This is a genomic window from Thiobacillus sp. 65-1402 (assembly GCF_001897685.1).
Classification (GTDB): Bacteria; Pseudomonadota; Gammaproteobacteria; order Burkholderiales; family Thiobacillaceae; genus Thiobacillus.
Map to the genome: position 1 here is coordinate 19,836 of NZ_MKUG01000051.1, position 8,400 is coordinate 28,235.

General features: G+C 66.1%; 4 protein-coding genes and 1 pseudogene. 3 read left to right on the forward strand and 2 right to left on the reverse strand.

From position 1 onward, the window contains the following. Window positions 1–7 precede the first annotated feature (7 nt). On the reverse strand, window positions 8–2,743 hold the full coding sequence (locus tag BGO62_RS04270; RefSeq protein WP_296639644.1) for a cation-transporting P-type ATPase: 2,736 nt from the start codon (window positions 2,741–2,743) through the stop codon (window positions 8–10). Window positions 2,744–3,567: 824 nt separating this feature from the next. Between BGO62_RS04270 and BGO62_RS16355 the strand changes: the two are divergent. From BGO62_RS16355 to BGO62_RS04290, 3 genes and pseudogenes are all read left to right on the forward strand, one after another. Next, a pseudogene (locus tag BGO62_RS16355) lies at window positions 3,568–5,400 on the forward strand (EAL domain-containing protein). 20 nt (window positions 5,401–5,420) lie between these two features. Beyond that, window positions 5,421–6,386, forward strand: coding sequence for an SUMF1/EgtB/PvdO family nonheme iron enzyme (locus BGO62_RS04285; protein WP_296639646.1), 966 nt, complete (start codon window positions 5,421–5,423; stop codon window positions 6,384–6,386). Between the two features lie 95 nt (window positions 6,387–6,481). Beyond that, complete coding sequence (locus tag BGO62_RS04290) at window positions 6,482–7,366, forward strand: diguanylate cyclase (protein WP_296639647.1); 885 nt, start codon at window positions 6,482–6,484, stop codon at window positions 7,364–7,366. A gap of 17 nt (window positions 7,367–7,383) precedes the next feature. Here BGO62_RS04290 and BGO62_RS04295 read toward each other — a convergent pair whose 3' ends face one another. Further along, window positions 7,384–8,349 (reverse strand): NAD(P)-binding protein, encoded by a 966-nt coding sequence (locus BGO62_RS04295; RefSeq protein ID WP_296639649.1) that lies wholly within the window; start codon window positions 8,347–8,349, stop codon window positions 7,384–7,386. Window positions 8,350–8,400: the final 51 nt, after the last annotated feature.

Sequence of the window (8,400 nt, forward strand, 5' to 3'; positions counted from 1 at the left end):
CCACGCCTCAGGCGTGGGCCAGGCGCGCCATGAGTCCCGTGCGCCGGATGACCAGTTTTTCCAGTTCCGCCACGCCGAACACCAGCAGCCCGGCGCCCGCGACCTTGAGCCATTCGAGTGCCGACAGGCCGGCCGAGCCGAACACCGCCTGCATCGCCGGCAGATAGGTGAATGCCAGCTGCAGGGGGATGCAGGCGGCGATGGCCAGCAGGACATAGCGGTTTCCGGTCAGCCCGCTGCGGTTGAGCACCGGGGCGAAGATGAAGCGGCTGTTGATCAGGTAGAACATTTCGGCGGCCACGACGGCATTGACCGCCATCGTGCGCGCGGTTTCGATGCTGGTGCCGATCTGCAGCTCCCACAGAAAAAGACCGAGCGCACCGGTCATCATCAGGACGGAGACCATCAGCACCCGCCAGACGAAGAAGCCCGACAACAGGGCTTCGCCCGGCGGCCGCGGATGGCGCGCCATGATGCCGCGTTCGGCGGGTTCGAAGGCGAGCGCCAGCCCGAGCGTGCTCGAGGTGACCATGTTGATCCATAGAACCTGGGCGGGCGCAAGCGGCAGCGTGAGTTCGAACAGGATTGCGGCAATCACCACCAGGGCCTCGCCGCCATTGGTCGGCAGCATGAAGAGGATGAATTTCTTCAGGTTGTCGTAGACCGCCCGCCCCTCCCGCACGGCGGTGGCGATGGTGGCGAAGTTGTCGTCGGCGAGCACCATGTCGGCGGCTTCCTTGGCCGCCTCGGTACCTTTCATCCCCATCGCCACGCCGACGTCGGCGCGCTTGAGCGCAGGCGCGTCGTTCACGCCGTCCCCGGTCATCGCCACCACCTGGCCGTCGTCCTGCAGGGCCTGGACCAGGCGCAGCTTGTGTTCCGGGCTGGCGCGGGCAAAGACGTCCACCTCCATCGCCACGCGGCGCAGCACCGCATCGTCCATCGCCGCGACCTCGGCGCCGGTGACGGCCGGCCTGCCGATGCCGATGGCAAGCTGCGCGCCGATGGCGCGCGCCGTTTCGACGTGATCGCCGGTGATCATCTTGATGCGGATGCCGGCGCGGTGGCAGTCGCCCACGGCGCGGATCGCCTCTTCGCGCGGCGGGTCGACGATGCCGACCAAGGCGAGCAGGGTATAGCCGGCCTCGACGTCCCCGAACCCCAGGCGCTCGCCCGCCGGGGCGGCGCGCTTGCAGGCGAGCGCAAGCAGGCGCAGGCCCTGGGCAGCGGTGCCGGTGGCCATGCGGCGCCAGTAATCGGCATCGAGCGGGCGTTCGCCGTCGTGGTTGAACTGCCGATCGCAGATGCCGAGGATGCGCTCGGGCGCGCCCTTGACGAAAATCCACGGCTCGCCGTCGGCGTCGCGGTGATACGTGGCCATGAAACGGTGTTCGGACTCGAACGGGATGGAGTCGATGCGGGGCCAGGCCGCGTCGCCCGCATCCCGAGTGAAACCGGCCTTGTCGCCGAGGACGAGCAAGGCGCCCTCGGTGGGATCGCCCTCCATCCGCCACAACCCCTCTTCCTGGCGCAGGCGGGCATCGTTGCACAGCACGCCGGCACGCACCGCCAGGGCCAGGGCGGGATAACGCTCGGTGTCGACGATGCGCCCGTCGATGCTGAAATCGCCGACCGGCGCATAGCCGATGCCGCCGACGGCGAACTCGTGGCCGGCGCAGATCACGCGCTGAACGGTCATTTCGTTGCGCGTCAGGGTGCCGGTCTTGTCGGAACAGATCACCGTGACCGAGCCCAGCGTCTCGACGGCCGGCAGGCGCCGGATGATTGCATTGCGCCGCGCCATGCGCTGGACCCCGAGGGCGAGCGTGACCGTCATGATCGCCGGCAGCCCCTCCGGTATGGCCGACGCTGCCAGGGCCACGACCATCATGAACATTTCTGCGGCGGCATGATCGCGCAACTGCGTACCGAGCAGGAAGGTCGCGGCGGCCATGACCAGAATCGCCAGCGCCAGGATGCGGCCGAAACGGTCGATCTGGCGCAGCAGCGGCGTGGTCAGGCTCTGGATGCCGGCGAGCATGCGGTTGATCTTGCCCAGTTCGGTGGCGCTGCCGGTGGCGACGACAATGCCGCTGGCCTGGCCATGGACTACGAGCGTGCCCGAATAGGCCATGCCGCAGCGGTCGCCCAGCGGCGCGTCGAGGGCGACCGCCGCGTCCGACTTCTCGGATGGCAGCGATTCCCCGGTCAAGGCGGCTTCCTCGACGCGCAGTTCCTTTACCGAGATCAGGCGCAAATCCGCCGGAACGCGATCGCCGGAGGCGAGCAGGACCAGATCGCCCGGCACCAGGCCGGCGGCCTCGATCTCGCGCCGGCTGCCGCCGCGGATCACGGTGGCATGCGGCGAAAGCATGGCGCGAATGGCGTCCAGCGCGGCTTCGGCCTTGCCTTCCTGGAGAAAGCCGATGAGTGCGTTGATCACCACCGCGGCGAGCAGCACGCCGGTATCGATCCAGTGGCCGAGAAAGGCCGTGATCGCTGCGGCGCCCAGCATCACGTAGAGCAGGATATTGTGGAACTGCATCAGCAGGCGCAGCAGCGGGCCGCGGCGCTTCGGCGGTGCCAGCCGGTTCGCTCCGTACTGGCCAAGGCGGCGCCGCGCCTCGGTTTCGCTGAGGCCGTCCGGCCCCGTCCGCCACCGCCGCTGCACGGCCTCGCCGGACAGCGTGTGCCAATGTTCCAGCGGCGCGGGAGCCTGGGAGGCGGTCGAGCGAGCGGTCATCCGGAAGGATCCTGTGGGTGCATGGAGATGCCGGCCTCATGCATTTCCATGAATGAGCCTATCGGTGAATTTTATCGGAACTGCCGCACGGCATCGGCAATCCGGCCGCCGCCGGCGGTTCGCCCGGCGTTCCGCCATCGTCGACCCGGCGCTCAAGTTGCGTAAATCATCGGCTCGGCCCCATGAAATTTGAAACAGCCCTGTTTTTTCGGTGCGGCAGTCCGTTAGTTATAGTGATGAGAAAAATCAGGGGAAGCGGCCGGGTGCAATCGACAAGAAATTTGAGCTTTTCTGGTTTCGCTTTGATGCTGGGTCTGATGGTGGCGCTCATGGTGGCGGGGTTGAGCCGCATGAGCGTCATGAACGAAAATCTGGAAGCGATCGTCAGGACGCACAACGCCAAGATGGCGCTGGTCTGGGAAATGCGCCATGCCGCGCGCGAACGGGCCATGATCCTGTATCACATGGCGCATGCCGCCGATCCCTTCGACCGGGACGAACTCCGGCAGCGTTTCAGCGGGCATGCGGGCCTGTTCATCCAGGCCCGAACCGGCCTCATGGTAAGCGGATTGAGCCGGCAGGAACGGGTTTATCTGGACGATTCCCTGCTGCTGGCAAGGCAGGGAGAGAATGCGCAGAACGCCGTCCTGGCCTTGCTGGACGAAGGCAAGCTAGACGCCGCGCAGCATCTGCTCTATCACCAGGTCGTGCCGGTGCAGAACCAGGTCATGGCGCAGCTGACCCTGATGCTCGAATTCCAGCAAAAGGCCACCCGGATCGCACAAGACAAGGCCAAGCGCGCCTTCCAGGACGCACTCCACCTGATGCTGGTGTTCGGGCTGCTCACCCTGCTGGTGGGCAGCCTGGTCGCTTTCTACGTGATCCGCCGGGCCTCCGTGATCGAAACCGAACTTCAGCAGGAGAAGGAACGCGCTCAAATCACCCTCCAGTCCATCGGCGATGCGGTGATCAGCGCCGATGAGCGCGGCGCGGTGACTTTCCTCAACCCGGTCGCCGAGCGCATGACAGGCTGGAGCGATGGCGATGCGCGGGGCAAGGCCTTGACGGATGTCCTGCATCTGACCACCGAGGATAGCGAGGACCCCGTGGACAGCGTTCTGGACGCCCTGCAGATCGGGGCCTGGGTCGAATCGTGCGGCGATTCCAGCCAGCTCACGGCGAGGGACGGACGGCGCTATGCCGTAGAGCTGACGGCCAGCCCGATTCACGCGCCCGATGGCCGGATCAGAGGCGCGATCCTGGTGCTGCACGACGTCACCAGTTCCCGCGAGCTTTCGCGCCAGCTGAGCTGGGCAGCCAGCCACGATGCCCTGACCCGGCTCATCAACCGGACCGAGTTCGAGCGCAGGCTGGAATGGTTGCTGCAGGATGCCCGCACGCTGCGGCGCGAACACGCGCTGCTGTATCTGGACCTGGATCAGTTCAAGATCGTGAACGACACCTGCGGACACGTCGCGGGCGATGAACTGCTTCGCCAGTTGACGGCCAGACTCGCCTAAAAAATGCGCAGCAGCGACAGCCTGGGCCGGCTGGGCGGCGACGAATTCGGCCTGCTGCTGGAAAACTGCCCGCTGGACAAGGCGGCCGAAATGGCGGAAATGCTCAGAAGCACCGTCGCCCAATTCCGCTTCATGTGGGAAAACAAGCCCTTCGATGTCGGCGTCAGCATCGGCGTGGCGCCCATTACCGCCGATTCCGGCACTGCCGCGCAATTGTTGAGCACGGTGGACGCCGCCTGTTATGTGGCCAAGGACAAGGGACGCAACCAGGTGCACATATTCGAGCCGGACGACAAGGAAACCATGCAGCGCACCGGTGAAATGAGCTGGTCCCAGCAACTCTCGCAAGCCATCCAGGAAGACCGCCTGCTGCTGTATGTGCAAAAGATCCTGCCCCTCGACGCGCACTCCGGGCTGAAGCCGCATCTGGAAATATTGGTGCGCATGGTGGGCGAGGCGGGCCGGCTGGTGCCGCCGATGTCCTTCATTCCCGCCGCCGAGCGTTACGGCATGATGCCCGCCCTGGATCGCTGGGTCATTCGCAACGTATTGGCGAGGCTGTCCCGGCGCCCGGCGGTTTCCGTGGATTCCAGCTGCGCCATCAATCTGTCCGGCCAATCGCTCGGCGACAAGGCCATGCTGCCGTACATTCTGGCGCAGTTCGAGCAGACCGGGGTGCCGCCGCAGCATGTCTGCTTCGAGATCACCGAGACCGCCGCGGTGGCCAATCTGCGCGCGGCCGCCGAGTTCATCCAGACCCTGCGCGAGCTGGGCTGCCATTTTTCGCTGGACGATTTCGGCAGCGGCATGTCCTCGTTCGGCTACCTGCGGCAGTTGAACGTGGATTACCTGAAGATCGACGGCGCGTTTGTGCGCAACATGCGCGAGGACGCCACCGACCGCGCCATGGTGGAGGCGATCAACAATATCGGCCATGTCATGGGTCTGCGCACCGTCGCCGAATATGTGGAGGACACCGCCACCGCCGAACTGCTGTTCGGCATGGGCGTCGATTATGCCCAGGGCTACGCAATCCACCGCCCCGAGCCGCTGACCGACGATTTCATCCTGCGGCTGGATGGCCGCCCGAGCGGAGCGGCCAGGCCGCTGCCCGTACCTGTTTGCGGCAATGGTTGAACTCGCGCAGGAACATTCCGGTGGCCGGCAATGCCCTCGAGGGCCAGCGCCTGCTCGCCGGTGAGCAGCGGCATCGAAATGGCATAATCAAACCCTGCACGCACCGCTTCCTCATGATCCCCGACTTCCCCACCGCCGCCCTGCCCGACACCTTCGCCATGCACGAAGGCGAACTGATCGCCTTGCAAATGCGCGCCGCGCGCGCGCTGGGACTGCCCGACCCGCATTTCCGCGACGATTTGCCTGACGGAACGCCCGCGCCCGCGCTGCTTGTCGTTCCCGCGGGCACATTCGAATACGGTGCCGCCGCCGAGGAAAATGCGCCGGCCCAGGAACGCCCGCGCCGCACCGCCCTGATCGAACGCAGCTTCGCCATGGGCGTTTACCCGGTCACCACCGAAGAATTCGAAGCCTATGCCCGCGCCACCGGCTGGCAGCGGCGCACGGAGCTGCTGTGGCTGTCCGGCCGCAAGCCGGTCGTCAACGTGCGGCAGAGCGATGCGCGCGATTATTGCGCCTGGCTCTCCCGGCAGACCGGGCAGCGCTACCGTCTGCCCACCGAGCAGGAATGGGAATACGCCTACCGCGCCGGGGCCGCAAGCGCCTACCCGCAGGGCAACCGCATCACCCCGGCAGAGGCACACTACAACACCCGCCAGGATTTCGACGCCGGGCGCGCACGGCGTCCGCGCCTGCTGTCGCGCTGTTTCGTCCGCTGCGGCGCCATGGAGGTCGGCAAATTGCGTCCCAACCGCTGGGGCCTGCACGATATGCCGGGCAACGTGTGGGAATACACGGCCAGCCCCTGGACCCGCGACCACGCCAGCCTGCCGGAGCGCCCCCTGCCCGGCAAACCGCAAGCCGTCGTCGCCAAGGGCGGATCGTGGTTCGACGGCCCCGAAGACAGCCGTGGCGCAGCACGGCGGCGGCGCCTGGAAAACGAGCTGGACATCAATCTTGGATTTCGCGTGGCACGCGATGTTTAGCCTTGCCATGTGGACCGCGGCAAGCTAGGATTGCCGGACGATCATCCAGTCGCGACACCGGACGATCATCCAGTCGCGACACTAGCAACGCACCCATGCCAGCTCTCCCCTCCGAAGCCGATATTTTTATCGCCGAACTCGATGCCGCGGTCGAGGCGCACATGAACTGGACGCGCCGGATACTGCGCTGTGCGGTGCTGCGCACGGTCCCGGGCGAAGACGTGCTCGACCCGCTGGCACACACCCTTTGCCATTTCGGGAACTGGTTCATGTCGAGCCGGGACCATTTTGAGGCGCTTGATGCGCCATCCTCACGGTGCGTGGAAGCGGTTCACAAAACCATGCATGACGCCATTCGTTCCATCTGCACCCGGATGCTGGCCGGCCAGCCAGGCAACCACGCCGACCTGGAGACATTCGAGCAGTCGCAATCCGAACTGCTCGTCCTGCTGGCCCGCTTCAAGACATTGATTCTTACCCAGGCCGTGCGGCACGATCCGCTGACCGGACTGCCCCTGCGCTACGGCATCGAAAACGATTTCGCCCTGTACCGCAAGGAAGCCCGGCGCAACCGCACCCTGCTGTATGTCGCGATGATCGATGTGGACCATTTCAAGCCGGTCAACGACACCCATGGCCATCTGGTGGGCGACATGGTTTTACGCCAGCTGGCCGGCATCCTGAAAGGCACCCTGCGAAGCAACGAGCCGCTGTATCGGTTTGGCGGGGAAGAATTTCTCTGGCTGTTGCAATGCAAGTCGGTCGCAGAGGCCGAGCAGTCCGCGCAACGCCTTCTGGCTGCGGTCCGCGGCGCCTCCGTGCCGATTCCCGATGGCGCCCTGCTGGCGCTGACCGTCACCCTCGGCCTGGCCCGGGTGCGCGAGCAGGACGACCTCTCCAGTGCCATCATGCGTGCCGACCTGGCGCTTTACGATGGGAAGAAAAGCGGGCGCGACCGTTACGTCATCGCCGATCCTTGAGGTGCCGCCGCGGCGGCTCAGATCGCCAGTTCTTCCTCGGCCTGGAGCAGCGCCTGGGCCAGCCGCTGGCCGCTTTCCCAGGCGCGCTCGATTCCCGCGCCGGCGATGCTGTCGCCAATCAGGGCGACCCGGTTTTCGCGGTCGCCCAGCCAGTAGCCGCCGACCGAGGTTTGCGGCAAGGCGTAGCGCCACAGGTGGGCGGCCTCGACGTCGACCGGGCATGGCAGGCCGAGCAGCCCCATCAAGGCCGAAGCGGCGCGGGTGCTGGCCTCTTCGATCGGGGCTTCGAGGTAGGTTTCGGCGAATTCGTGGCTGCTGTACACCGCCCACAGACCGGAGCCATTGAATGCCTGGCGCACTGCCAGATTCAGCAAATGGTCGTCGAACTTGATGACATCCGCCGCCGGGCCGCCCTCCCAGCGCATCAGGAACGACCAGATCGGGCGATAGCGCACTTCGCCCAGGCGCTCGCGCAGCAGCGGCAGCGCATCGAGCATGGGGAGGGCTTGCGGGGCGGGGACGCTGCAGATGATGCAATCGTAATCGCCAAGCGTCCGGCCGTTTTCCAGGACGATGGTGCGCGGCTGCAACGCCGCGACCGGGCTCAGGGTGTGCAGACGCGCATCGCCCAGCAAATGGTGCACCAGTTGCGAAGGCTCGATGGTGGGCCGGTAATGGTTTTGCAGCTGCGCCTGCGCCCACGACACGGTGGCGCGCCCCTGCCAGATGTTGCCGCGCACCGGAGCGACCCAGCCCTGGCGCACCCAGTCGCGCAGCTGGCTGCGGAAGGGATCGCGCCGGGCCGAAAGAAACGGGCTCGCCAGCGATGCCCAGCCTTGTTCCATGCGCCTGGTCGACAAGCGCCCGCCGGCGCCGCGCGCCTTGTCGTAGACGTCGACATCCCAACCCGCTGCGGCGAGTTTTCCTGCACAGCTGGCGCCGGCCACACCCGCGCCGACAATGCCTGCTCTAAATCTTGTCATGCTTTTTTCCCTTGTTGCGGCCGCATCGCGGCCGGTTTGTTGCTTGCCTTG